The organism is Hoylesella shahii (assembly GCF_937990675.1).
GTDB lineage: Bacteria > Bacteroidota > Bacteroidia > Bacteroidales > Bacteroidaceae > Prevotella > Prevotella shahii.
Map to the genome: position 1 here is coordinate 1 of NZ_CALKQY010000060.1, position 23919 is coordinate 23919.

Annotated in this window: 20 protein-coding genes and 2 pseudogenes; 4 read left to right on the forward strand and 18 right to left on the reverse strand. The window is 45.5% G+C overall.

The window, feature by feature from the left end; genetic code table 11:
• Positions 1–469 precede the first annotated feature (469 nt).
• A complete protein-coding gene (locus tag QME03_RS08795) occupies positions 470–1252 on the reverse strand; it encodes a hypothetical protein (protein ID WP_281724133.1) in 783 nt (260 codons plus the stop codon).
• Between the two features lie 192 nt (positions 1253–1444).
• Here QME03_RS08795 and QME03_RS08800 point away from each other — a divergent pair.
• Positions 1445–1567 (forward strand): annotated as a pseudogene (locus QME03_RS08800) (IS982 family transposase); the annotation flags it as partial.
• Between the two features lie 69 nt (positions 1568–1636).
• Here QME03_RS08800 and QME03_RS08805 read toward each other — a convergent pair.
• The 6 genes from QME03_RS08805 to QME03_RS08830 all read right to left on the reverse strand — a co-directional run bounded on the left by QME03_RS08805 (position 1637) and on the right by QME03_RS08830 (position 9372).
• Positions 1637–2836: an AGE family epimerase/isomerase gene (locus QME03_RS08805; protein WP_410521767.1), complete on the reverse strand. Its 1200-nt coding sequence runs from the start codon at positions 2834–2836 to the stop codon at positions 1637–1639.
• 2 nt (positions 2837–2838) lie between these two features.
• A complete protein-coding gene (locus tag QME03_RS08810) occupies positions 2839–4239 on the reverse strand; it encodes an MFS transporter (protein WP_281724135.1) in 1401 nt (466 codons plus the stop codon).
• Positions 4236–5399, reverse strand: a complete 1164-nt coding sequence (locus tag QME03_RS08815) for a glycoside hydrolase family 130 protein (protein ID WP_281724144.1) — start codon at positions 5397–5399, stop codon at positions 4236–4238. Before QME03_RS08815 ends, QME03_RS08810 begins: the two co-directional genes overlap by 4 nt.
• A gap of 334 nt (positions 5400–5733) precedes the next feature.
• Entirely contained in the window at positions 5734–6855 is a 1122-nt protein-coding gene (locus QME03_RS08820) for a glycoside hydrolase family 26 protein (protein ID WP_281724136.1), read from the reverse strand.
• Between the two features lie 211 nt (positions 6856–7066).
• Positions 7067–8347 carry a glycoside hydrolase 5 family protein gene (locus QME03_RS08825; protein ID WP_281724137.1) on the reverse strand — a complete coding sequence of 427 codons (1281 nt, stop codon included), beginning with the start codon at positions 8345–8347 and terminating at the stop codon, positions 7067–7069.
• A 413-nt stretch (positions 8348–8760) separates the two neighbouring features.
• Complete coding sequence (locus tag QME03_RS08830) at positions 8761–9372, reverse strand: GAD-like domain-containing protein (RefSeq protein ID WP_281724138.1); 612 nt, start codon at positions 9370–9372, stop codon at positions 8761–8763.
• Positions 9373–10032: 660 nt separating this feature from the next.
• Here QME03_RS08830 and QME03_RS08835 point away from each other — a divergent pair.
• Together QME03_RS08835 and QME03_RS08840 are read left to right on the forward strand one after the other, a co-directional pair.
• Positions 10033–10218 carry a hypothetical protein gene (locus QME03_RS08835; protein WP_281724139.1) on the forward strand — a complete coding sequence of 62 codons (186 nt, stop codon included), beginning with the start codon at positions 10033–10035 and terminating at the stop codon, positions 10216–10218.
• Positions 10202–11281 carry an LPO_1073/Vpar_1526 family protein gene (locus QME03_RS08840; protein ID WP_273113920.1) on the forward strand — a complete coding sequence of 360 codons (1080 nt, stop codon included), beginning with the start codon at positions 10202–10204 and terminating at the stop codon, positions 11279–11281. The genes QME03_RS08835 and QME03_RS08840 overlap by 17 nt, the downstream gene beginning before the upstream one ends.
• 690 nt (positions 11282–11971) lie before the next feature.
• Here the strand turns inward: QME03_RS08840 and QME03_RS08845 are convergent.
• From QME03_RS08845 to QME03_RS08870, 6 genes are all read right to left on the reverse strand, one after another.
• A complete protein-coding gene (locus tag QME03_RS08845) occupies positions 11972–12409 on the reverse strand; it encodes a hypothetical protein (RefSeq protein ID WP_025816362.1) in 438 nt (145 codons plus the stop codon).
• Between the two features lie 756 nt (positions 12410–13165).
• The gene (locus tag QME03_RS08850) at positions 13166–14503 is read right to left on the reverse strand and encodes a porin family protein (protein ID WP_281724140.1); all 1338 of its coding nucleotides are present in this window, start codon (positions 14501–14503) and stop codon (positions 13166–13168) included.
• On the reverse strand, positions 14500–15069 hold the full coding sequence (locus QME03_RS08855; protein ID WP_025816358.1) for an RNA polymerase sigma factor: 570 nt from the start codon (positions 15067–15069) through the stop codon (positions 14500–14502). Before QME03_RS08855 ends, QME03_RS08850 begins: the two co-directional genes overlap by 4 nt.
• Positions 15070–15072: 3 nt before the next feature.
• The gene (locus QME03_RS08860; protein ID WP_025816357.1) at positions 15073–15843 is read right to left on the reverse strand and encodes a NigD1/NigD2 family lipoprotein; all 771 of its coding nucleotides are present in this window, start codon (positions 15841–15843) and stop codon (positions 15073–15075) included.
• Positions 15844–16142: 299 nt separating this feature from the next.
• On the reverse strand, positions 16143–16727 hold the full coding sequence (locus QME03_RS08865; protein WP_281724141.1) for a pilus assembly protein N-terminal domain-containing protein: 585 nt from the start codon (positions 16725–16727) through the stop codon (positions 16143–16145).
• Positions 16728–17009: 282 nt separating this feature from the next.
• Positions 17010–17336 (reverse strand): cupin domain-containing protein, encoded by a 327-nt coding sequence (locus QME03_RS08870; protein WP_025816353.1) that lies wholly within the window; start codon positions 17334–17336, stop codon positions 17010–17012.
• A gap of 225 nt (positions 17337–17561) precedes the next feature.
• On the opposite strand from QME03_RS08870, the gene QME03_RS08875 reads away from it, so the two are divergent.
• On the forward strand, positions 17562–18227 hold the full coding sequence (locus QME03_RS08875) for a Crp/Fnr family transcriptional regulator (protein WP_025816351.1): 666 nt from the start codon (positions 17562–17564) through the stop codon (positions 18225–18227).
• A gap of 265 nt (positions 18228–18492) precedes the next feature.
• Here the strand turns inward: QME03_RS08875 and QME03_RS08880 are convergent, their stop codons facing one another.
• From QME03_RS08880 to QME03_RS08900, 5 genes and pseudogenes are all read right to left on the reverse strand, one after another.
• Entirely contained in the window at positions 18493–20151 is a 1659-nt protein-coding gene (locus QME03_RS08880) for an AMP-binding protein (protein WP_281724142.1), read from the reverse strand.
• 13 nt (positions 20152–20164) lie between these two features.
• A complete protein-coding gene (locus QME03_RS08885) occupies positions 20165–20719 on the reverse strand; it encodes a helix-turn-helix domain-containing protein (RefSeq protein ID WP_110370235.1) in 555 nt (184 codons plus the stop codon).
• A gap of 451 nt (positions 20720–21170) precedes the next feature.
• Positions 21171–22151, reverse strand: a complete 981-nt coding sequence (locus QME03_RS08890; protein ID WP_281724143.1) for a DUF7850 domain-containing protein — start codon at positions 22149–22151, stop codon at positions 21171–21173.
• A 27-nt stretch (positions 22152–22178) separates the two neighbouring features.
• Complete coding sequence (locus QME03_RS08895) at positions 22179–22406, reverse strand: hypothetical protein (protein ID WP_273263658.1); 228 nt, start codon at positions 22404–22406, stop codon at positions 22179–22181.
• 627 nt (positions 22407–23033) lie between these two features.
• A pseudogene (locus tag QME03_RS08900) lies at positions 23034–23919 on the reverse strand (hypothetical protein); the annotation flags it as partial.

The following is a 23919-nucleotide window of genomic DNA, read 5'->3' on the forward strand; positions in this document are numbered from 1 at the left end:
TGGCAAGCTACTTCCCTAAGGCCGTGTCCTACACGCGTTTCGTGGAACTCATGCCCCGCGTGTTCTTCGAGCTGACTGCCTTCATGTTCATTGTTTTTCGAGTATATAGCCAACCTACTCTATGTGTTGACCATTCGCAAGTTGTCTACGCGTTGGCGCGCCATGCTGGTATTCGCCACAGGTGGCGCGCTGTTTGGCTATGCCATAACCAACGAGTATGGCAATCTAGGTGCAGGGTGCACCTTCGGCAACTATGGTTTTTGGGGCGGATTGCTCCGCGTTATGTTTGCCTTCCCTGCGGGTTTGCTGCTTTCGCGCGTGTTTCGTAAGCGCAAGGTGCGCGGTGCTTTTTGGTGGTGTGCGCTAATTATTGTGGCCGTTACTGTGCCTCCGCGCCTAGGCGGAGAAAGCCAGATGTGGGCAAACGGCATCTACGAAGTGCTTTGTGTGCTGTTGGTTTTCCTCCTTGTTAAACACCTGCCGATGCACACTCTTGGCGCATTTCTTTCGCCAGTAGTTTTGCAGCATCGCCCCTTAGTTTGCGTTCAGCCAAATAGTTGTTCAGCAGTTGGGTTTTCTCTTTGAAGGCGAAGGGTGTGGAAAGCTTGCCTATGGCGGCCCGTAAGGGCAGTTGTTGGTAGTGCGGGTCGGTATCGCCAAGCCCTATTCGGCTACCGTACATCAAGTACGACTTGTCGCGCGGGTCGCTAGCGGCATCTACTTCAAACAGCACCTGTTGACCTTCAACACAATGAAAGAGGGGTGCAAGCACGAATGTGCCTGCGTGATGCGTGTCGAAGAAGTGGGCATCAAGGAGGTTGGCCGATGCGTTTACGACACGCATGAAGTGCATCAGCACATTGTTTGGACCGAAAACCATGCTGCCGTCGGCAAACACCGCGCTGCGAATAAGGGCCGAATAATAATAGTTTGCGTTTACAGAGAGCGATATGCCCATGCAAACGCGATTGTCCATCTTGTAAGGCGAGCTGGCTTCTTTGCCTCGGCGGTGCACATACAGCTCGCCAAAATGGTTAGCTTGCAGTTCGTTGGTGTGCACGTATGGGTCTTCGAACACGCCTGCGCGATAGAAATAACTTTCTAGTTCGATGGGATAGAGTTCCACCTCGCGCGCGCGTATTTTATAATGGTGTAACAGTTGGGCTGTGGTTTGTTGCAGCACGTTTTCTATTTCAGCCTTTTGTGTGGTGGTGGCAAGTTGTGCCAACATCTCTTTAATGTTAATTTCCATATCCTATTGGTTTTGTATTATCAAGGACTTTACCGTATAAAGGCATCGACCAACAATGCAAAAGTAGGAAAAAACTAGGCAAGTTGTACACGCTGTGGGCATAAATTAATAAAGAAGTAGTCTTGACTTTTAAGGGTTCTTTAAATTGAGAGATGTTTGTTATCTCCGAAATGCCCACACAAACGTATATGGCGCGTAGTACATAACTTCCTCATGAATCTTTGTGCGGCATTAGCTGCATACTGTTTCTTCGAGAATAAGCCCGAGGCACTGCCCGTGCGCATTGAAAAAAGTAGGCAATTGGAACTATTCTAAGCAAAACCTTATCCCGAACTGGCGTACTACTTACTACCTACTACATACTACCTACTACATACTCCTTTACTACTTACTCCTTACTCCTGTACTCCCCCTTTCCATCACTTCCAAACACATCCTCGCATTATGATAGGGGCATTTCCAAAAGCCGGCCTTATCGTCTACAAGGTTTGGACGTGCGTTTTCGTCGCATCCCCAGAACCATTCGCCTTGTTCGTGGTCTACAATATGCTTGCGCGTGTATTGCCAACAGTGGCACGCGATGCCGAGAGCTGCGGTGTCGCCGAAGTGTTGATACAGGTCGATATGGCCAATAACACACTCGCACATCACCCACCACTGGCGTTGGGTGTCTACTTTACCCGTGTCGGTCCATCGTTCGTACACCATCGAACCATCCGCTTGCAAACCCTCGTCGGCCGCTTTGGCAATGGCTTTGATGGCATGCTCAACCCTTTGTAGCACATTGGGGTCGTTCAATTCCAACGCAGCCTCGTGTAATAGCCACACAGCCTCGATGTCGTGGCCAAAGCTTTGTATGTTGCGACGCCCCTGCCAGCGGTCGTCGAAGAAGAGATCGAGGTGATTTGTTTGCGGATTTAGTAGGCGCGTTAGAAATATATCGATAAGGTTGGCGATGCGTTCGGCCAACTGGGGCGTGCGCCACACGCGGTAAAGATTGGTGTATGGTTCGAGAATGTGCAGGTGCGTGTTCATCGTTCGCGACCCGTTCTCGTCCTTATCGCTCAGTCGCATGTCGGCAATGGACTGCCAGTTGCGCGTGAGGGCCTCAACATAACCATTGTTCTTGTTGTCGAAGGCGTGCCGTTCTATGTCGGCATAGAGGTCTTTGGCCTGCTGCAAGGCCACCTCATCGCCCGTGGCTCGCGCGTATTCGCTCAATCCGTAAATGGCAAAACCGAGGGCGTAGGTTTGCTTTTTGGTGTCGAGCGGACACCCTTGGGCATCCAAACTCCAAAAAATGCCACCCTCTTGCGGGTCGATAAAGTGGGCCACGAAATAATTTTTGGCCCTAGTTGCAGCCTCCAAATATTCGGGTTTACCCAAAACGCGATAGGCAGCGGCAAAGGCCCACAGTATGCGCGCATTGAGAACCGCCCCTTTTTCGGTATCGGGTACGGGGTTGCCGTGGCCATCTATGCGCCCTAGAAAACCGCCATAACGATGGTCTACCATCTTATTAAGCCAAAAAGGCAAGATGTTTTGGGTGAGTTCGGCCTGCAATTCGTTTTTCAAAGTCTCCAACGTCATTTCCTTTTTTCTTCTAGTTCGGCGGTTATTTCTTTCATTTTCGTTTCAGAAAGGGGATAAAAATAGATGAACGCCAACGAGAGTAACGCTCCTGCGGCGGGCAATATCGAGAGAAACATCTTGATGCCTTGAATGGTTTCGGCCGACTGAACGGCGTTGGCTTGGAAACCAAATTGGGCGAGCATCCAACCAGTTACGGCCGTACCGAAGGCCCAACCGAACTTCTGACTCATTGAAGACGACGAGAAGATTAGCCCTGTTGCGCGATTGCCTGTCTTCAATTCGCTGTAATCGGCACAGTCGGCGTACATGCTCCACAGCAAAGGAAAGATGCTACCTGCGCAAACACTGATAAGCGCTTGCAAGATAAAGATGAGTGCCAGCTCACCTTTGTCGAGCCAAAAGAAACCAATGCTAAGCACTGTTGCCACGGCCATAGCCGCCATAAAGGTGCGCCGCTTACCCATGCGGTTGCTTATTGGGGCGGCAAGTATCACACCTACGATGTTGGCGGCTTGCCCAACGGCAAGATAAAGACCGCTAAGCACAAAGGGCAGACCAAGGAAGGAGATGTTGCCCACGGCGGTTTCGTCTACGTAATATTTAAAATAGTAAACCGTTGCACCGTCGCGAATGGAGTTGAACACAAGCGATGCCACACCTGCGCCCAGCAAAATCCACCACGGGCGATTGTGCAGCAGGTCGCGAAGGTCGGTCTTGAGCGAGTTCTTTTCTTGTTTTACGGGTTGCACACGCTCTTTTGTGAGGGCGAAACAACCCAAGAAAAGCACCACGCACACTACGGCAATAACCACCACGGCCATAAGCCAACCAAACTGCGGAGCAGAGAGCCAGCCACGCATGGGGCCGTTAGCATCGTCACCGCCAAAGGCGTTTACCAAGGGCATAAAGAGCAACAAGCACACAAACGAGCCAAGATAGGCGAAGGTCATGCGGTAAGTGGCCAGCGTGTTGCGGTGTGCAGGGTCGGGACTCATCACGCCTAGCAGAGAGGCATAGGGCACATTGATGGCCGAATACACCATCATCATTAGGCCGTAGGTAACGAATGCGTAGACGATTTTCCCCGTTTCGCCCAAGGGTGGGGTAAGGAATGTTAGCCCACCGATAAGTCCGAAAGGTACGGCCAGATAGAGCAGGTACGGACGAAAACGCCCCCAGCGCGACGAAGTGCGGTCGGCCACTGCCCCTACAATGGGGTCGAAGAACGAATCCCATACGCGAGTGATGGCAAACATGGTGCCAACAATGGCGGCCGAGATGCCGAACACGTCGGTATAGAATATCATGAGATAGGCTCCGAAGAGTTTCCAAAACATCGACGACGACATATCGCCCAGTCCGTAACCTATCTTTTCGCTAAGCCCAATCTTCATAATGCGCGGTTTTTGGCAATCAGTTTTTTGATAGTTTCAACGCTGGCTGCGGTGGTTAATCCATCTTCAGGGGTGTTCAAACAATAGTCAACGAGGCGTTCGATGGTCGACGTGGCTACGTGCATGCGTGTGTCCGACGAGGCGTAATAGATAAACACGCGCCCATCTTCGTCGGCAATCCACCCGTTAGAGAAGGTCACATTCATCACGTCGCCCACATATTCGCCACCTTGTGGCACTAAAAGGTAGCCGCCAGGCTGAGCAATCAAGCGCGTGGGGGCGTCAAGTGCGGTCATGTACATATACAGAACATAGCGCAATCCACTGGCACAACCCCTCACGCCATGTGCCAAATGCAGCCAGCCTTGTGGTGTTTTGATGGGATGTGGGCCTTCGCCGTTCTTCATTTCCATGATGGTGTGATAGTGGCGAGGGTTGATAATGGTTTCTTCGTGCACCTCGGCACAGGTTATATCGTCTACCAACGCCCAGCCAATACCACCCCCTGAGCCCGTATCGATAAAGCCATCTTGCGGACGGGTGTAGAAAGCATACTTGCCATCTACGAACTCTGGGTGAAGAACAACGTTGCGTTGTTGGCTTCGTGCTTTAAGGTCGGGCAGTCGTTCCCACGTCTTGAGGTCGCGCGTGCGAGCTATTGCAGCCGTGGCCGTGGCAGCCGAGAGGTCGGCGGGCATGCTATCGTCGTGCCGTTCGGCACAAAACACGCCATAGATGTAGCCATCCTCGTGCTGGGTAAGGCGCATATCGTAGATATTTGTTGCGGGGTCTTCGGTGTCGGGCATGGTTATTGGTTCGTCCCAAAAGCGAAAATTGTCTACGCCATTAGGACTTTCGGCCACGGCGAAGAAACTTTTGCGGTCGGCTCCTTCAACCCTAACCACCAACAGATACTTGTCGCCCCACTTCATTGCGCCCGCATTAAACGTGGCATTCATCATGATGCGTTGCATCAAATGGGGGTTAGAGCGTTCGTCCATGTCGTAACGCCACTCCAAAGGGGTGTGTTCGGCGGTGAGTATAGGGTTGGCATAACGGTCGTAAATGCCGTTGCCATGTTCTAACATTGGGTTTGGCATGGTGAGCAATGCCTCGTGACGTTGACGAAGTGCATTGAGTTTTGAATTGAATGTTGACATATTTGTGAGTTGATGAGTTGGGGAGTTAATGAGTTGGGGAGTTAATGAGTTCATGAGTTGGGGAGTTAATGAGTTGATGAGTTAGGGGGAGTTGATGAGTTGGGGAGTTAATGAGTTGATGAGTTAGGGGGAGTTAATGAGTTTGGGGTGTTCATGAGTTAATGAGTTTGAGGTATTTGTAGGCTTGCCATTTCTTCATTCTCTTTATCTCCTTTAAACGTAGAATAAGCCTTCAAACTTATAAACTTAGAAACTTAAAAACTTAAAAACTTAGAAACTTAAAAACTCAGAAACTTAAAAACTTATAAACTTAAAAACTTATAAACTCAGAAACTTATTTCTTACCTTTTTTCGAAACCATCCAACAACCTTTTGTTGGTGCGCATTGCAGCTGACTACGAAAAAGGAAAGCGCCCTCCTTGTGTATCTTCCTGAAATCGTTGGCACAAGATTTTTCGGGTGCGGGACCAAAGTTTTCTTCAGCCTGGTCCCATGCGTTGCGCCAAAGCAGCACGTAACTAGGGGCAAATCCCTTGATGGCAGGCAGCAAAGTAGAGCTATACCATTGGGCATCGGGCGTGTTGCGATAGCCTGCTTCGGTTAAGGCGTACAGTTTTTTATGTTTTTTGGCGTAGGTTGCCATAATGCGCATCTCATTTTGACATTGCTCGATAAACACCTCACTACCTTTAAACTGATACACATCCACGCCCAGCACATCCACAAAGGCGTCACCAGGGTAATAACTAAAGTAGTGTTCGGGTGTGTCGTTGGCTTTCACATTGGGCGAATAGCTCCACACCAGATTTGTTAGGCCAGCATCGGCCATGGCATTAAACGTGAGACAGAACAGCGCTTTGTATTGTTCGGGCGTGCATTGCTTGTTTCCCCACCAAAACCAAGCGCCACTCATCTCGTGCCACGGACGAAATATAACGGGTACGGCACGTCCCCGTTCATCTTTAAGCGAGCCCAAAAATTGGGCCAAACGTGCGTGCCAAAGTTGCATTTTGGCCACTTCCTTACCGCCTGGCAACACTGCAGTGACGGCATCGCCATCAGTGTTCCAGGCATCTTTACCCGTTACAGGATTGTAAGTGTGCCAACTAATGGTTATGATACCCCCTTTTTGATGGTGGGCGATAATCTGTTGGCGCATCTTATCAAAGGCAACACCATCCAGATTTTTATCGTTACCCAATTCAAGTCCGCCCAATTCGCATCCCAAAACGGCTGGATAATCGCCGCAAACATCGTTAACATCGCTGCGTCCATATTCCCATTTCCAGGTAGTTCCGTAGAAAAGGGCATCTTGATGTCCGAACATCACGCCACGTTTTTGCAGCGTTTTGAGGCGTTCGATGAGTTGTTGTGCAGGTGTATTCTGCACCTTTTGCTTTGCATTTGCACCCAAAGCGAGCATTGCTATGGCCATTGCTAGGATTATTTTTTTCATATCATTCGCTATTGAAAGAAACATTATGATTTGCCCCACTTAGATAACAGCCCTACCAACCTTTTGTTTAAAGCCGAAATACCAGCAAGAAGCATGCGCGCTAGGGCTAACCCGTCAAGTGCAACATTATCCATTGCCCGTTTTTTCTTTGCCGAAAGATCTAAAAATATGGGTTCTGTCTGGGCTAGGCCAATCATCGTTTCATCGTTTATCAGTATTTGGGCAGTTTGGCTATACCAGCTTTAATCACATTCACGGTAGAAGTGTCGGTCGAGAACACCGAGTTAAGTCCCTGTGCCTCTTGTGCTGGGTCGCCCGTATAGTCGTCGCCAGGTTCCCATTGTTCGTGTTTGGGCAACGCTTGTCCGCCCCAGCCCCAGAAGTTGCAGCCTGCAAAGTAGCCTCCTTTGGCAGCATCGTCTGCCAAAAGCGAGAACACATAACCATAATAAGCATCGCGAGCAGTGGTAGTAGACTGCTTAGAAAAGGCGAAACCATCGCGCGGGAAACCAAATTCTTCCATCACTAGCGGTTTGTTTATCTTGGCGCAGATGGCCAAATGGCGGTCGATATACTCCTTGGTATTGTCTTTGGCGCGTTGCAAGTTTTGCGATAGCGAGTCTTTTTGGACCCAACGCCAATTGTAAGGCCAAATATGTATGTTGCAATAATCCACATTTGGGTTGGCGCAGATGCGTTGCCACGAGTCGTAATCGACCTCACAACCAAACGCGCCTTCCGAACCAATGCTCACCAAATGTTGCTTATCAATGCTCTTCATCATCGCCGCAGCTTTGCCCAACCATTCCTCAAATTGTGGCAACACGGCCTTATCAAAGGCACGTGGCTCGTTACAAATTTGCCATGACATGATGGCGGGGTCGTCAACATAGCGTTTCTTGGTGTAGCGATTGGTGCGCTTAAGAATAAAACGAAGGTGATTGAAGAAGAGTTCTTGCGCCTGCTTGTTGGTAGAGAACTGCGAAGCGTACTTGATGTAGGCCGAATATCCCACCTCGTTAGGCTGCAACGCCTTGCCTGCACCAGCGTGTTCGAGATAAAAGCCATAACCACCACTCCACTCCCAAGAATTATTTAGATAGAGCACAGCCACCATTCCGCGGCGTTGAAGCTGCATCATGAGATAGTCGAGCCCATCAAGTATGGCATCGTTATACATGCTAGGCGCAGGTTGGAGCACAGGCGACACCTTCCATTTAATGCCTTCTTCGCCATCGCTTCCCACAAGAATACGCAAATTGGTTATACCCAAACGTTTCAATTCGTCTAGTTCGCGGTTCAGTCTTTTTCTGTCTCCGCCCCTCCCTTTCGAACCAAGAATGGCGCCATACCAATAATTAGCCCCAATAAACGTGTAGGGTTTGCCATCGCGATAAAGCTTTCCGTTCTCTACTGTAACGAAAGATTGAGCCTGAACCTCTGCAAAACATGCAAGGAGTAGGCCCATTAAATAATACCGAATTTTGTTCATTATGGTTTGTTATTTTATTGTTTCTTTGATGAATACGATGCCTGCCACCTACTTTATCTATGTTCTCGGATGTGTTGTTGCAAAAGATGCACTGCTTTTTCTCATCATTTCGAGCTATATCCCAAACAACAACAGCCTTAAACTTTTACAAGCAGACCTACTGATGCTGCAAAGATAAAACTTAATTGTTTAACTTGAGAATACTCTCTTGATAAATATCAACACTTTGTTTGAGAAAGAAAAAGCAGAGATTACATAAATGGCAGACAACGGGCCAGTACGTTCGTAGCATAAGCAAGGTTGCGGGTTGAATGGCCTAAAGAACAAATCATTGATTGGGTAGCCAGTAATAAGTTGCAGAAGCGCAACATGTGGCGCATTGAGCCACAGATTACCAGATAGCCATACTCTTTTTAATCTGCTAAATCTATTATTTTACCAACGGCTTGTGCTATGAGGTCTATATAAGTCTTTACATCTACCACTTGCAGATTTTTACTAGATGCCTTGCCTCCCAAGGCCAAGGCTGGAACATAACCATAACACTGGCCATATTGTAAAGCAGGCAACCTGCCCTTAACTTTTACATAAGGTAGTGCATCAAAGTAGTCTTTGGCTGTAATAGCCGTTTCATCGCCTAAAGTGTAGTTTAAAAGAAAATCCATATCGCCTAAAATTTCGCTTGTGCACTTTCTTACATTGACCAACAAAACTCTATTGCCCTCGTCGGACGCAATCGTACAATTAGTATTTCCTTCCCAAATTAACAAATCTCCTAATGCCGTAACACCAAATACAATAGAAGGTTCTAACAATTTATCAATGTAATCGAATACAAATTCGTACTCGTCTGGATTGACAAACTGTATAAATCCATCTTCATAAACACCATAGCCCATAGTTTGCCAGACGCTTAACAGTTCGTCTGGAAGTAGGCCTTTATATTTATTGATTGTGTTAATAGATACGTCGCTATACTTGGTATAGTTATTTTTATTTCTTTCTTCGAATGTTAATCGTGCCATCTTGATTTTTCGTTATCGAACTATCTCGTTGGATAATAGAGTGTTACCATTTTAGGATAGATGAATAGGTAACGATTTAGAAATGAGCGGAGTGCTTTGAGGTACATTGTTTTGAATAGCCAAAGAACGCTCACTTTACTGCTTGCAAAGATACATATTTGCGAGGTAAAGTGAGCGTTTTTTTCGTGATTTTCTTCTTGAAAAGTATTGTCGGGGCTGAAATTCAACGATGAAAAGAGAAAGAGGATTTTCGGTTTTACAGCCGATGTAAGCGTTTACGGTTGATAAGCTGTTTCCATTTCTGCTCGCACCCATCAGCAATGGGGAGTCCGTTGATGGTCAAAAGCGATCGCTTCTTCTCGTCTTTGATAATACGGATTTCGCTGTCCTCTTCCGTAAACTCTCTCTTGTATAATCCCGAATAGGCTTTTTGTCGTGCCTCCCTGGGGAGTTTCCGTGCGATACATCTCCGCCATTCTGTCGTCAGAAAAATCCATTTTTCGGATCATCAGACGGATATTCAAAAGCTGGTAGAAGCTGGAAAAGCCACTTTGTCCCAATCTACAATAGTTTTATAGAATAGAATTCTTGCCAAAATGTCACCTCTTTAATTCTGGCACACTACTTGCATTTTTAATTTGTAAAGTAATAATGGTAGTTATGGATTTTTTGAAAGACAACTCAGTATGGATAACTCCTCTTCTTGTTGCTATTGTTGGAGGTGTTATTAGTGGTATTTTTTACTTGATTAAAAAAGGAGGAAAAAGTAACAAGCAGACAATTAAAGATGTTCATAATAGCACTATAAATCAGGTAAACGGCAATAACAATGAATTTCGGAAATGATCAGAAAATAGAGAGTGTTAATCAATCCACCATAGTACAAGCAAAAGGTGACATTAACTTTAATGGTATTACAGCTGAAACTGCTATGGAAATCTGCAAATATGTAGTAAAAGCAGAGTTGGCTGTTTATACTCAGGATGCAAGGGTCGAGGCCGAGAAAAGATTATCGGACATATCGGAAAAAACAATAGACCGGATAACTTCATTAAAGGAAGATTTATTACATCGTTTCAAAGAGCCTGCAATTCAGATGGCATTAAATGAGACATTTAAAAATCACATCGCATCTGGTAATGAAGAATTAGGCGAAAATCTTATAGATTTACTAATAGAACGTTTGAGAGTACAAGAAAGAACAACAGAGCAATCTATAATAGATGAGGCTAGAAATATAATACCCAAACTATCTTCCAATACAGTTTCATTATTGGCAATAATGGTTTTTAGTAAACTGATATTCCCATACGACAAAAAACAATATGATGATTTGTTATTGAAGTTGGCTCCGTTAGTGGAAAGATTAAAAAATATAAGTTCATTGGATATAGCCCACCTAAAGCAAGTCGGATGTGGCTATGGAATATCGGCATTTCACGTTGTAGAGCCACTTGAAAAATATCTACTTTCTAATTATGATTTATTTTTTAGATATAATATTTCATTGAATGAATTAAATGATATTTTTCAGAAGTATCCACAACTAATGATTGCTTCTCATCAGACTGATTTACCATATATAATGGGGTTGTTTTCTATTGAAGGACAATATATGTCTTTTAATGTCACAAATACCAAGACTGTAACAGAAGCATTCAATCAAGCAAATAAAGACCAGTTAATCCCCTTGTTTGAAGACTTAAAAAATAAAGCAAATCCTTTTACAGAAGATGAGGTTCGTTACTATCATATTCAGAAGGATGCTCGATGGCAATTTGCATTTGATGTTTTCAAAAATGAACAAATAACAACTTTCCAATTAAATCCTGTTGGAGTGTATATCGGAATCAGGCAATTGACTAAAATATGCGAAATGCCTATACCAATGTCATTATTCTACGTTTAGAGTAGAACTATGAGTAATTACACCTATTGGAGAATCAATTAAGGATAATCTCTAATGCGTCACCCCTGCATCCGCTTGTAAGAGTGAAGATAGTTGCGTAACTTCACAACAAATAGCGGACTCGATTTTTTCGTTTACAGACTATCTTATTGAGGAGCAGAGTATTACCATTTAGCGAAAGGTGAATAGGTAACGATTTAGAAATGAGTGAAGTGCATTGAGGCACATTGTCTTGAATAGCCAAAGAACGCTCACTATTTCACTTGCAAAGATAGCCCTTTGCGAGGAGAAGTGAGCGTCTTTTCTTGTTTTTCTTCTTGTCGGTGAAAGAAAATAGCAATTATAGCCGTTGCGAGCGGTTACGGTTGATAAGCTGCTTCCATTTCAGTTCGCACCAATCGACAATGGGAATTCCGTTGATAGTGAGGAGCGGTCAAAAATTTACATTATGCAAAGCACCTTTCAACGCGCATTGGTTGCCTAACAACTTGTAAGTACGCATTAAGCGCCAAAAATCGTTGTTAGTTTCTGTACAGATATTGTGTATGGTTGAAAGTGATGTGTGTCTTATTCTTTAAGATATGGCACTTGCTAGAACAAAAGAATAAGAAGAGAAAGATGCCGATTTGAGCAAAGGAGTTTACGAAAAAGTGCTTAAATCGGGAGGAATGTTATCGGGGGGACGGCTTATTACGAGTTCAATATTAAGTCGGCTGGCTTGTAATAAGTCTGCGAAGCATTGTAATTACGTTTCAACATATCCTCTTCCGACGACCAAAGATAAAGCTTGTCGGCCGATAAGAGATAATAAAAACTACGGATTAAACTAGACTGATGGTTATCGTCGCCATAAACAAACACAAAGAGACGATTGTTGTTTTCGGTGTAGAATACGCGCTTTACGCCCTTATAGTGAAAGCCATAACACGCACCATTGACTTCAAAGACAATGGCTTTATCGCCAGAGAGCACCTCGCGCCCAGGCGTTTCAACAAGTAGCCAGGCACCAATAAGACGGCTATCTCGCCCCTTATTCATCAGACTTGCTTCGGTGTCGTGGCAAGAGGTTAGGCAAACGCCTAGCAGAAGCAGCAACATCGATAGGCTCATTTTATACAATGTTTTCATCTTCACACGCTTTTATGTTATACATGAGGTCTGCAATGTGTTGCAAAAACTTGTTTTGCGCTCGTTGCAGCAAATAGTTGTCTAGAGAATAGCCATGTTGCACAGCCCTTTAACTAGGTGTTACCCCTTGATAAGGTACAAAAAAGGACGCACAACAAGGCCAGTGCAGCAATAAAGTGCAAGAAGCTTATGCCTCATGGGGAGATTATTTCCATTAAACAAACAGCTTGATTTATTGCCTTTACGCACCAATGCCAGTGCGCAGCGTGATTGTTGACAGTGCCGGTGGGCTGCATGCTGCGAGGTTTTCGCGCATTGCAGTTGGCCGTATGGGCAAAACGTGGCTTCATCAAGCATGGTTTAGCCCGACATTGGTCTCCACCTCGTCTGTCTTTAAGTCCTGAACGTTTGCTGTATTCTTGTCGTTATGGGGCGTTTTGCGCCTACTCGCAGACCAACAGCTCTAAAAATCCTGCACACAAATGTGCTTCAACCCTATTGTTGGGGGCACAGTGCAGGCGCTACAATCTTAGTTTGCCTTCAAGCTATGTATTATTTTTGCCAATAACAAGTTGTTAAAGCCATCCATAAAGTTTCAATCGCTATGCGATGTATAGGCCTTCACGGTGGTTTCGCTTTTGCCTGGCCGGTCTTTCTTATGCTTAGGATACGTCATAGCCAATGTTGTTTTAAGCCATAAGCAAGACTTGCACAAGTAAAACCCATCATCTAACGAAGAAAAGACTAGAACCGCCCCTATTTGTTAATGCCAAACCGCAAGCCAACATTGAGATTAAAGTTGGTGGGACGCTCCTTATAGATGGAGTTTAGGTCGCTGCCATTGCCGAAATAGTAGCCTATACCCGGTTCGGCAAAGATACTTAGGCGACCACTAAATTTGTATTCGGCCCCTATTGCGGCATTCACCGACACCTGAACTGGTTTTTCTTTCACGCTTTCGGTTTGAGTTCCATCGGGCACGCCGTTGTAGTTAACATCCGTAGTGCGTTTACCCGTCAGCAGTTTTTCGCCCATCACACCAGCCGAAGCATAAACATTGAAGCGTTTTGTGCCCACAATGCGGTAGTGGATGTTGAGTGGCACGCCCAGATAATGCAGCGTTTGTTGCGTTTCGTTCACGATAGTGCCCGTCCTTCTCGTTATATCCGAGCGGTGACGCGTATAGGCTAATCCAGCGTCAATGCTCCAACGGTGGTTTAATTCGTAACGAGCAGCAGCCCCAACCCTAAATGGTTGGTAATGGCGAGTGTTTGTTTCCACTGCTGGCAATGCATCTTGCAGCTGCACATAGTCGCCTTTACGAATTTCTTCATCGACAGTATTGCCGTAAGCACGTGCCATGGCCAAAGCCGGTCGTTGCAGTTCGGTGTTGTTTGCTGTCACTGTTCCACCCGAAACATAAGCCGTTGCCGTCCATGCGCCACCACCCTTCTGGCCTTTTGGTCTATTAGTGATGAGCGCATCTTGCGAGGCGTCGGTACGTTTGGGATGTGTTTCCGTGGTGTTTGCCCGTCGCGGGTAATTGTCAGTACTGTTCTTGGAGGTGTTATTGGATGTATAATCTTGATTGGCAGCAGTAGTTGGGATGTTGTTTTGCGGGCTACTAACCACTTGCGCACTGTTGTTTGCGCTGTTGTTCGCAGCATACAAGTCATCTCCTTGAGCTTGCCTTGAGTTAGGATTAGGGTAGTTTGCGTTACTGTTTGTAATGTATCTGCCCGCCACTAGATTGTTGTGGGGCAGTTGTTGTTGTGATTGCGTGTTGTTATCGCCAACCATTTGGTTATTGGCCGAGCGCTGTGTAGCCAATTGTTGGGGTGCATTTTGGCGTTCGATATTGGCCACTTGTGCAGCGTTATGCTTATTATTGAGCAACAGATAGGCCACACCAGCACCGCCAATCAATGCCACCATGGCAGCAGCGGCCATGATGCGTTGCCCCCAAAAGGGCGTTTGGGTTTTGCCAGAAGCAAGTGCCAGCTTGCTCTCCACTTCGTCCCACGACAACTGTGGAGCAGCCTGGCGGTGTCCGTCAAGCTTCTTTTGCAATTGTTTTCTCCATTCTTCGTTCATCGTGTCGCGTTGTTTTTGTTATATTGTTCTATCTTTTTGGCCAGCATATTCTTTGCTCGATGCAGTTGCGAGGCCGAACTGTCTCTCTTAATTCCCAGTAATTGGGCAATTTCTTGGTGGCTTTTATCTTCGAATACAAAGAGGTTGAACACCGTTCGGTAGCCCGTTGGTAGTTCTCTCACCATTTGGTGTATCACGTCGGGCGGAATTTCGTCTAACGGAGGATAACCATTATCGGGTTCATCAGGCAGGTCTGTGTCGAGCGCCACAAAGGCTTCTGTTCGTTTTTGCTTTAAGAACGAGAGCGACACATTAACCATGATGCGCGTCACCCATGCTTGAAGCGAGCCAGGACCTCGGTAGTCGAACTGTCCGATGCTGGTAATCATCTTCACCATGCAGTCTTGCATGAGGTCTTTTAGGTCGTCGTCGTTATCTATATAGCGTGCTCCAACGCTCGCAATATAGTCGGCATAAAGGGTGTAAAAGTCTTGCATGGCGGTTTTATCTCCGTCATGTAGCCTATTAACGAGTTTCTTTTCTTTATCGCCGATGAAAAAACGCACGCCTTAATCTACATTTGTTATCTGTACTGGCGCAGCAAAGGTGGCCAGTTTGGTGGGTGTTATCACGCTATTTTCGCGTGTTGAATATTTAAATCGTGCCGTTTTCTTTCCCGAATACGAGTTCCATTCCAGCGTTAGCCAAACGTATTTCTCGCCAGTATAGGGCAAATTGTCTAGGCGGAAAGCGATAAGTCCGTCGCCCGTTTGCCCATATAGGTCGCCTTTGGCATCGTGATACAAGCGCACCTTATATATATTATCGTTGTCGGATGTAGCCACGAGGTTGAGTACATGCCGCACTTTACCGTTCCACCTTGTTCTAAAGCGCAGTGTGAGATAACCATCTTCAGCAATACTCACCCAGTCGTCTACCACTTCTAGGGGGTCGTCGCCGTAGAGTTTTACGTTTCTGTCGCCCAGATTGGGTGCCATCCATTTGGTTCGGATGCTGTCTATCCAGTTGATTGTTACGAAGGTGGCATCCTTAACGGGTGCCCCGCCCGACCTTTGTCCTACCGAATACATCACATCATAGTTAACCAAGGCTCGCACTTCTTTATCACCGAAGGGCGAAGTGCGCATGTTGTAGGGCATGAGCGAAGTGGAATCGTTCAGCTGAAGGATGAAAGGAGTTGTACCAGTGCCGGGTTTCACTGTCACCAAAGCCGTGGGATAGGCTAGCTTTCCTTCTTCATTATTGTCTTGGCAGGCCGCAAACGCAAGCAGAGTAACGATGATGCTTGCAAGCGCCAACCACGAATGTCTATGTTTCATAATCCGCCTATATTGGTTGATGTTTGCTATTTAAACTGCAATAATAGGATATCTTGCATGATGTTGCTCGATTTTTATCAAAAAGAATGTTAACCAGCAGTAACGCATCTGTATGTATTCACTTTGTACTTGTGGCAAATGCCTTTGTTATTGCGGTTTTACAACGGCCCCCGACTTTCACAAATCGGGGGCTTAATCTTACAAATACAGATGTCAGAATATATAATTAGTGTTTTAATTCTAAACCTTTGGTCTTGTGTAATGCTTCACTAGTGGGGTTTAGAACCATCACTTACCCTTTATCTCACGGTTACAGTAACCACGCCTACATTGCTTTTGGCATCTTGCACTTCAACGGTTGTGGTGCCCGCCTTGTGCCCTGTGAAGGTTATTTGGCTGCCCTTGACATTGGTTTCCACCACCTTATTGTTGTTAGAGATGACTTTAAAGGGCTCTACTCCGTTTTGTACGGATACCGTTTCCGACTTTCCAACCTCAATATTAAGTGTTGTTTTATCCAGTTTCAATGAGCCTTCGATGTTCTTAACCACTACGCTCACCACGCCAGTATTGCCGTCTTTATCGGTTACAGCCATCGTTGCTTCGCCCAGAAACATGCCTGTAAGGGTGATAAGGTTGCCTTCTACTCGCACATCGGCCACTAGTTGGTCGCCTTGTCCCGAGAGTTTTGCCGTGTAAGGTGCTGTTCCGTTTTTCACGGTAAGCGTTGTTGTTCGGCCAAGATTGAGGTCTACGCGGGTTTTATCGAAGCTTAGCTTATTGAGCACAGGCTTATTTGAGTCGCCATCACAGGCCACGAGCAGCAGAGCCACCATGCAAAACATACTTGCGAGCATGGTTTTGAACATCGTTTTTGTTTTCATTATATGCTATTTTTACAGTTTTGGATTATCATTGTTTTCTTTATAAACGCGATTTGACAAATTTCTTGCATCGCGTCATCGTTAATCGTTGTTAAATCACGCTCTCTTCTCATTTTATTTTTCACCAATTCTAGTTGTTTTTACTTAGATTCTTTCTCCATAATCCTACAAAATGTCTACATATAACTTGCTCTATTGTGTTTAAAACAAAGGCAGACGGAAACTCACGTTCCCGTCCGCCCTAGATAAAGAATTAATTTATATCTGTTATTTGTAGGTATTTTATCCCCTAATCATAGTGAGCAGCATTTTAAAACGTTTATGTGCAAACAGCGCGTGGGGGTGATTGGCAGGCATAATAATCATTTCGCCGGCTTTAACAGTGTGTGCTACGCCGTCTATTTTTATCTCGGCTTCGCCATCTATCACCTGAACAGTGGCATCAAAGGGGGCTGAATGTTCGCTAAGTCCTTGGCCTTCGTCGAAAGCAAAGAGGGTTAGCGTGCCGGTATTGGTTCTTACAAACTCTTTACTTACAACGCCTCCTTCGGCATAATCAATCACTTCGTTGGTTACAATCACGGTTCCTTTTTCAATTTTCTTATCCATATCTGTTTGTTTATTTAGTATTGATGTTGATATTGGTAGCCTTACGGGGGTGTGTGCGTGTGTAAGTGATGTGAGCTATTGCCATGTGTTCGGCCCACTTTATACAAACTTGTGTCCTTTTTGCTACACTAAGCAACGAACAAAAGCCGTACCAATATTTTTACGGATAACATTTGTGACCAAAAATGCATGCCATACGAATAATTTTGATTACATTTGTAACCAATGGAAAAGAAAATAATAAATGCCCTGACACGTTGTCCGCTCTTTAATAACATAAGCGAACAGCATCTCATAGATATCGTGGAGGGCGCTAAATATAAGCTAGTAAAGTTCGACAAGAAAGACATTTACATTCTTGCCGGCATGCCTTACCGCCATGTAGACCTCATTGTGGAGGGCGAAATGGTGGCTAGGATGGTGAGTCTTTCGGGTAAATCGGTTGAGGTTAGTCGTCTCGTGGGTGGCGATTTGGTGGCCCCTGCCTTCATCTTTGCTAAAGACAATTTGATGCCTGTTAGTGTTGAGACCGAGAAAGAGACGACTGTGCTGCGTATATCGAAGCCCGATTTCGTGGAACTTATCGACATCAACCCTGTGTTGCGCCGCAACTTCATCACTATCTTGTCTAACATCGACGTGTTTCTCACCAAGAAAATGCGCGTGCTAAGTTTGTTTACCGTGCGCGAAAAGGTGGGTTACTTCCTTAAAGAGGCTGCAGGCAAGCAGGGTTCTAATGTGGTTCAGCTAAACAAGTCGCGCCAAGAGATTGCCGAGAGCTTTGGCATACAAAAGTTTTCGCTACTCAGAACCATGTCCGAATTGCAGGAAGCTGGCGCCATTCGCGTTGAAGGAAAGCGCATTACAATATTAGACAGGAACAAACTTTAACCCAAACTGCCATTATCGACAGCAACAAGCCTTGTCCCAACGCGGCACAAATAAAGTATGCTACGCTTAGGGCAGCTGTCATCAATCAACAACAAGCTCGAAAAAAGCAAGAGAACGCGAGTGGCGCACCATGCACCAGTCGCGTTCTCCTTATATATATACGCGCGCGAGGGGTGTTTTCGCCCTCGTAGCAACAACCAAGCAGCGTGCAACAAGCCACTAGCATTTCGCCAGGGCCATTGAATAGAGCCGCAAAGCACGATTGCTATTTGGCATTATCCTTCTGCCTAATCTCCACGCGCCTAATCTTTCCGCTGATGGTTTTAGGCAGTTCGTCCACAAATTCCACAATGCGGGGGTACTTATAGGGTGCAGTTTCGTGCTTCACATGCTCTTGCAACTCTTTTTTAAGTTCGTCTCCGGCCTTGCTTTTCCATTCACCGCGCAACACCACAGTGGCCTTAACCACCATACCGCGAATATCATCTGGCACGCCTGTAATAGCACATTCCACCACAGCAGGGTGGGTCATGAGTGCACTTTCCACTTCAAACGGTCCGATACGATAACCACTACTCTTAATCACATCATCGGCTCTGCCCACAAACCAGTAATATCCATCCTCGTCGCGCCAAGCAATATCGCCTGTGTAATACACGCCATCGTGGTAAACTTTATGCGTTAGTTCGGCATCACGGTAATATTCTTTGAAGAGTCCAAGCGGCTTTTTGTTACCCACACGCACCACAATCTGTCCCTTTTCGCCATCTTCGCACGATGTGCCATCAGGTCTAACAAGGTCTATTTCGTATTGCGCATTGGGCTTACCCATAGAGCCAGGCTTGGGTTCCATCCATGGCATAGTACCCAGTGTCATGCAAGTTTCGGTTTGTCCGAAACCTTCCATCAGTTTAATTCCCGTGCGTTCGTAGAACTTCTTATACACAGCAGCGTTTAAAGCCTCGCCAGCTGTGGTGCAATAAGTAAGCGAACTGAGGTCGTAATCTTTAAAATCTTCGTGAATAAGGAACCGATATACTGTGGGTGGAGCGCAAAACGAGGTGATGCGATATTTCTCTATCATGCGCAAAATCTTGTCGGCCGAGAATTTTTCGTGGTCGAACACAAACACAGCAGCCCCAGCTATCCACTGTCCATACAGCTTACCCCACACAGCTTTACCCCATCCCGTGTCGGCCACCGTGAGATGTATGCTCTCGGTTCCTAGGTTATGCCAAAACACGCCCGTGGGAATATGTCCAAGGGGATAAAGAAAATCGTGTGCCACCATCTTGGGTTCGCCACTCGTTCCACTGGTAAAATACATCAACATGGTGTCGTCGTTGGTGTTTACATCAGCTGGACGCACAAAGGGAGCTGCCTTTTCCACTCCTGTTTGCCACGAATGAAAACCCTGTGGCACGTCAGGACCGATGCTAACAAGTGTTTCTACCGTAGGACTGTCGGCCATTGCGCCTTGCACTTGGTTGAGTACATATTCTTCGCCCACACAAACAATGGCTTTAACACTAGCACTATTGTTGCGATAAACAATGTCGTGGGCGGTGAGCATGTGTGTTGCAGGGATGGCAACAGCACCCAGTTTGCAAAGTGCCAGCATGGCAATCCACCATTCGTACTTACGTTTAAGGATGAGCATCACCATGTCGCCATGACCAATACCCAACTCTTGGAAATAAGAAGCAGCGCAATCGCTTTCCCGCTTTAGGTCGGCAAACGAGAAAATACGTTCTCCTCCTTCATCACTAGCCCATATAAGCGCAGTCTTTTCGGGTGCTTCTACTGCCCACGCATCCATCACATCGTAGGCAAAATTAAAGTTATCAGGAATAAGAAACTCGAGATTTCTGTTATAATCTTCTGTTGACGTAAATGTTGTTTGCTTTAAAAATCTTTCTACCATTGGTGTTTTTCTCCTATATTATAACACATAAAAACTTCACAGGCTTACCCCCTAGGGCTTGCATGCGATGCGGTTTGGTTGCATCGAAGTAAACACTGTCGCCCTCTTTGAGTACCATCACCTTCTCACCAAGCGTTAGTTCCATCGAACCTTCAACGATATAGTCGAACTCTTGCCCATTATGGGTGTTCTTGCGATAGGTCTTTCCCTCTGGCAATGGGTCTACTTGGGCGAGGAATGGTTCCATTTTGCGCCCGCGAAAGCCACTGGCCAAACTCTGATATTGATAATCGTTGCCACGTTCAACACTTAGCCCGCTACCTTTGCGTGTGAGATAGTAGGCACTCATGCGCGGTTCTTCGCCAAAAAGTAGCACATCGAGGTCTATACCATAGCGTTTTGAGATTTTGGCTAGGCGATAAACCGAGGGATCGGCTGTGCCATCTTCCATCTTGAGATAATGTTCGAGAGATATTTCGCACAGGTCGGCAATCTCTTCAGCAGGTATGTTTAGCACCTCGCGCAGACCTTTAAGGCGCTGCCCAATTGATTTTATTGACTCTTCCATTGACAATTCTATTTGTATTTAGTAATTAAAACCAGCATTATCACTTTATGCGAAGTGCAAAGCATGCTCGCCTTAAACCTTCGATTGAAGCTAAATGCTGATTCAAACGCACTGCAAAAATATGTAAAAACATTCTATTCTCAGCATTTCTTGTTCTGCTTTAAGTGCGTTTTCAACAAATTAACAGATTTACCGCACGTTTTGGGGCTCTTGTGCAATATTTGGAGCTACGAATATGGTATGCGGTTGGATCATTGAAGGTGCGTTGCAAGTGTTGATTTATCTAAAACGAGCGCCATGCTAAATGGATGCAACGCAGCTGATAGGCACAAAAAAAACGAGACTCCCCCCTTAGGCAAGTCTCGTTTTATATATTATTTGTGTCGCCCCCGCAACAATTGCGCGCATCTTTCAATGCTTTGCAAGACAGTTGTCAGCAGGTTCACGCTTATTATTCTAGTTCTACGTTTAGAATATAGCTTCCGTTCACATCAAACTCCAAGTTGTTGAAAGGCAATGCAGCGCCAATCATGCTTTGACCGTTGTAAGTACCGCCAGTAAATACAATCATGAGGTCTTGAGCATTGGTGGTATAAAGGAAGTAAGCATATTCTGTTGCATAAGAAACATACTTATTGGTCTTGGCATCTCTGCTCACATTACCAAATGTTAGGTCCTTAGAATAAGGCTTTCTTGAGGCGGTAGACCACTTATCGCCAGTAAGAATATGTTTGATGCTATCGGGAAGTCCCACGTTGTTAGCATTTCTTAGTTTGGCCGTAGCGCCCGAATAAGCGGCAGCTCCCGAAAGTTTCATCTTCACTCTCACGCCTTTGCGCTTAAGATGGAAGATAAGTTTTTGGCGGTTGGGTGTAATTTTTAGGTCGGGTGTTGCAAAAGCAAAGAGTGCACCGTCGGCATTTTCGATTGCAATTTTGTGAATACTATCTTGTTTAACCACCTTGTTATTATAGAGCAAGAAGTGATATTGTCCGTGGGGAAGGATAATATCCTCTTTTCCATTGTCAGGAATAAACTGGTTGTTCACAATTCGTCCAGAGATAGAACCTTTGAATTTGTGGCTCGAACCGCCAAAAGCTTCCATCGTATAAGTATCGTCGGGCACATAACGTGTTGCAGCCGCAGCACTCTGAGCAGAAGAATCAGGTGTGAGTGTAAGCTTAGCAACCAAGCCATTGCTTAGTCTAACCTTCGTGGTTTGTACTGCAGGAACTACGTTAACGCCGTTTCTTGTAGTGGGAGTGCTGTTATAGTCGGCCAGTTCTACATTAAAAATAAAGCCGTTTTTCAAACTTGTGGCTTCAGTTTTCAATTCATTAGCATCGTTATTGCCAGCAATATCGCTAGAGCATGCAGCCAAGGACGCAAAAATAAAAGCGCAGGCCAGGGCCTTAAAAATGTATTTTGTCATTGTAATGTTTTCTTTCAATTAATCTTTTTAGTCTTCTTCCTCAAAAAATAAATTTGATTTTGTTGGTGTGGTAGGGCCTGAGCCAAATGTAATTTTACCGACCGTGTGTTCAGGTTTAGCCTGATAGTCGTCGGGAATGGTGCTGTTTGGGTAGTCACCTCTAATTGAAAGGCATAAAAACTTTTCATTGACCATTTCAACCGTTACGCATTGAGGCAATGCATAAGGCAATTTTTTTAGTTGTTCTCTCTCCATTTGTTTATTGTTAAAATGATAATCTGCAAGGAATATTACACCACATTAGGACTACTACCGCACAAGTAACGTTCTTAAGTTCTCGTTCGGCGACGCAAAGCCCACAAAGCAATGTTGTTGATTTTACGATTAGCGAGTTTTGTTATACATAAGTTTAGGGCATCCCATCAGTTAAAGCGATTGGCTATTGCACTGAAGGTTTGCTCACATCCCATTTAATTGATTGTTATTTCATACTATTGGTTTCTTGAATGCACGATGCAAAACTAATACAAAATTCGCTTTTAGAATAAAATATATCGTGTATTTGCAAAATTTTAGGGTTATGTATCACTTTTTTTAGGTCTACCTAATCGGGTAGTCTTAAAGCTGATACGCGTGTGAACGTGCGCAAACACTAGCCTTTTGTACAGTTCAAGATTGTATTTTGGCGCAATTGCCTGCGTGCTACTGCATTTTATAAAATTAACTATCTTAGCATTGCGTTGTAAAGATTTATTCTTTGGTCAATAACAAGTTATCAATGATTGTGTCTAAACATAAGGGCATAAAAAAGGCCCATACCGTTTTGTCCTCGCGGATGAAGATATGGGCAGAGAATTAGAGAGTTAGATAAAGTATTGTTCATCAGAAATCGATGTCAAGCCCCACACCCAACACTTTGTTGGTACGAGTAAATCGATCTGTATTATCTAATGTTACTGTGGCCAATGGGTTGGCATTAGTTACCACTGTTTGTTGGTAGGTCTTATCAAATTTCTCGTAGTTGGTCCAGAAGTAGGCCACGTTTAGCCTCATATTCTTGGCCAATTTCACTTGAGCACCGAAGCCAATAGAGTAGCTACTGGTTACGAAACTCATATCTGTGAGATAAGCTCCATCGCCTAAATTATATTTTGTGCGTTGTCCACCAGCGCTAACGGTGATGTTGGGTGTAATGTCCCATTCCATTCCAGCTAAGAATTCTTGCGTGTTCCCGCCAAGGAGGTCTTGCTTGTTGTTTGCCATTCTCGCGCTCTTGTCGAAGTACAAGTGGTACGAAGCCATCGCGCGAAGATTGGGCAAAATGGAATATTGTGCGCCAAGTGTCCACAAACCAGGCAGGTCGCTGGGTGTATTCACACCGTGTTGAAATAGTCCGGTGTCGTCCACCTTCGTATCGTTCTCAATATTGAGGTGCGTGTTAAGCTCCAATCTTGTGCCAACGTTCCAACGTCCAGCTTTAAAATCGAGTCCGATAATGGGTGTCACACCCCATCCTCTTTGTTCGCACTCCAGGTGTTTGTCTTTCACCTGCGTTTGTTTTGCGGTGAGCATCTGCGCTCCACCTTCTGCTTGCGCCGCTCCGGCCAGCAATTTGGCCTTGAGTGTGGCGTCTGTTACGGTTTCGGCCTGTGCTCTTAGCGCTGCCGCCTGCGTATTATAGGTAGTGGCCAAGTTGCCAAAGTAGGCGTATAGGTTTTGGTTTACGCCGCCGATGTTGGCCGATATGTCGGTAATACTTCCTGTGTAT

Bases quoted from the DNA above. Each gene is read 5' to 3' on its own strand.
- QME03_RS08795 (WP_281724133.1), bottom strand. From the start codon at position 1,252: ATGGAAATTAACATTAAAGAGATGTTGGCACAACTTGCCACCACCACA.
- QME03_RS08810 (WP_281724135.1), bottom strand. From the start codon at position 4,239: ATGAAGATTGGGCTTAGCGAAAAGATAGGTTACGGACTGGGCGATATG.
- QME03_RS08815 (WP_281724144.1), bottom strand. From the start codon at position 5,399: ATGTCAACATTCAATTCAAAACTCAATGCACTTCGTCAACGTCACGAG.
- QME03_RS08820 (WP_281724136.1), bottom strand. From the start codon at position 6,855: ATGAAAAAAATAATCCTAGCAATGGCCATAGCAATGCTCGCTTTGGGT.
- QME03_RS08825 (WP_281724137.1), bottom strand. From the start codon at position 8,347: ATGAACAAAATTCGGTATTATTTAATGGGCCTACTCCTTGCATGTTTT.
- QME03_RS08830 (WP_281724138.1), bottom strand. From the start codon at position 9,372: ATGGCACGATTAACATTCGAAGAAAGAAATAAAAATAACTATACCAAG.
- QME03_RS08835 (WP_281724139.1), top strand. From the start codon at position 10,033: ATGGATTTTTTGAAAGACAACTCAGTATGGATAACTCCTCTTCTTGTT.
- QME03_RS08840 (WP_273113920.1), top strand. From the start codon at position 10,202: ATGAATTTCGGAAATGATCAGAAAATAGAGAGTGTTAATCAATCCACC.
- QME03_RS08845 (WP_025816362.1), bottom strand. From the start codon at position 12,409: ATGAAAACATTGTATAAAATGAGCCTATCGATGTTGCTGCTTCTGCTA.
- QME03_RS08850 (WP_281724140.1), bottom strand. From the start codon at position 14,503: ATGAACGAAGAATGGAGAAAACAATTGCAAAAGAAGCTTGACGGACAC.
- QME03_RS08860 (WP_025816357.1), bottom strand. From the start codon at position 15,843: ATGAAACATAGACATTCGTGGTTGGCGCTTGCAAGCATCATCGTTACT.
- QME03_RS08865 (WP_281724141.1), bottom strand. From the start codon at position 16,727: ATGAAAACAAAAACGATGTTCAAAACCATGCTCGCAAGTATGTTTTGC.
- QME03_RS08870 (WP_025816353.1), bottom strand. From the start codon at position 17,336: ATGGATAAGAAAATTGAAAAAGGAACCGTGATTGTAACCAACGAAGTG.
- QME03_RS08875 (WP_025816351.1), top strand. From the start codon at position 17,562: ATGGAAAAGAAAATAATAAATGCCCTGACACGTTGTCCGCTCTTTAAT.
- QME03_RS08880 (WP_281724142.1), bottom strand. From the start codon at position 20,151: ATGGTAGAAAGATTTTTAAAGCAAACAACATTTACGTCAACAGAAGAT.
- QME03_RS08885 (WP_110370235.1), bottom strand. From the start codon at position 20,719: ATGGAAGAGTCAATAAAATCAATTGGGCAGCGCCTTAAAGGTCTGCGC.
- QME03_RS08890 (WP_281724143.1), bottom strand. From the start codon at position 22,151: ATGACAAAATACATTTTTAAGGCCCTGGCCTGCGCTTTTATTTTTGCG.
- QME03_RS08895 (WP_273263658.1), bottom strand. From the start codon at position 22,406: ATGGAGAGAGAACAACTAAAAAAATTGCCTTATGCATTGCCTCAATGC.